Below are 1088 nucleotides of genomic sequence, written 5' to 3'. Positions count from 1 at the left end.
TTCATATTTCAGTGCATCTTTTTGACCGACCGCTTGACGCATAAATTTCATCTCTTCATCAGTCATTCCAGATTGAGCGTATTCATTCAGCTCATTTTCCATCTCGATAATCGATGCGACCGTCGAATCGGCACGAACTTGCGCGGTAAATACAACCGAACCGGTTTCAGGATTCCCCGAGAAGTAACCGTATGCACCGTAGGTGTAGCCTTTGTCTTCACGCAGGTTTTGGTTGATACGACTGTTAAAGTTACCCGCTAGGTTAAAGTTCGCGAGCTGGCTCAGATAAAAGTCACCCGTGGCATCATAAGGCATGCCTTGACGAACCATCATAACCACACTTTGCGGTGCCCCTGGTTTGTCGACAAGATGAATTTTCTGCTCACCTAATGCTGGTATTGTTTGAGGAGCATAAAGTGGTGCCGCTTCATCTTTCCATTCAGCCCAAAATGCAAGCTTCTGCTCAATGTCTTGTTTAGCAATGTCACCCACCACCACGACTTGTGCACTCTGCGGTGTGTAGTGCTTAGCGTAGAACTCACGTACATCATCAAGCGTTAGCGCACCGACACCAGCTTGCGTGCCGTCTTTCGGGCGTGCGAAAACAGAATCGCCATACAGCACTTGTCGACTTGCTTGAGATGCCATCCAACTTGGATTTTGATGTTCGTACACAAGCCCTTCGAGTGCCTGCATTTTCACACGATCAAAATCTTCTTGTTTGAACGCTGGCGATAGCAGCATCTCTTCAACGATTTTCAGTGTTGGCTCTAAATTCTTTTCTAAAGAAGAAACGCTGATGTTCGTCGTGTAGCCTGTGGCATCGACAGAGATCATGCTGCCGAGTTTATCGAGCTCAGCTTGAATTTGTTCCACGCTACGTTTGGTCGTTCCTTCTTGCAACATAGCGGCCGTCAGTTGCGCTAGGCCTTCTTTGCCTTTTTCCACAAAACGCGTGCCCGCAGGCAAGCTGAATTGCATCATGACTGTCGGAGTTTCGTTGCTCACGGTGCCGAGTAGTTCAGAGCCGTTGTCAAAGTGCACATTGTACAGTTCTGGCATTGTTGCTTTCACTGGTTCACCGACCG

Annotated in this window: 1 protein-coding gene; it reads right to left on the bottom strand. The window is 48.1% G+C overall.

The genetic code is table 11. The features are described 5' to 3' along the window. Window positions 1–1088, bottom strand: a 1088-nt coding sequence (locus tag R7P72_RS25745; RefSeq protein WP_318111070.1) for a pitrilysin family protein, incomplete at both ends; no start/stop codon positions are given.

The organism is Vibrio sp. Vb0888 (assembly GCF_033338835.1).
GTDB classification, from domain to species: Bacteria; Pseudomonadota; Gammaproteobacteria; order Enterobacterales; family Vibrionaceae; genus Vibrio; species Vibrio alginolyticus.
This window is presented reverse-complemented; position numbering and strand designations above follow the sequence as displayed.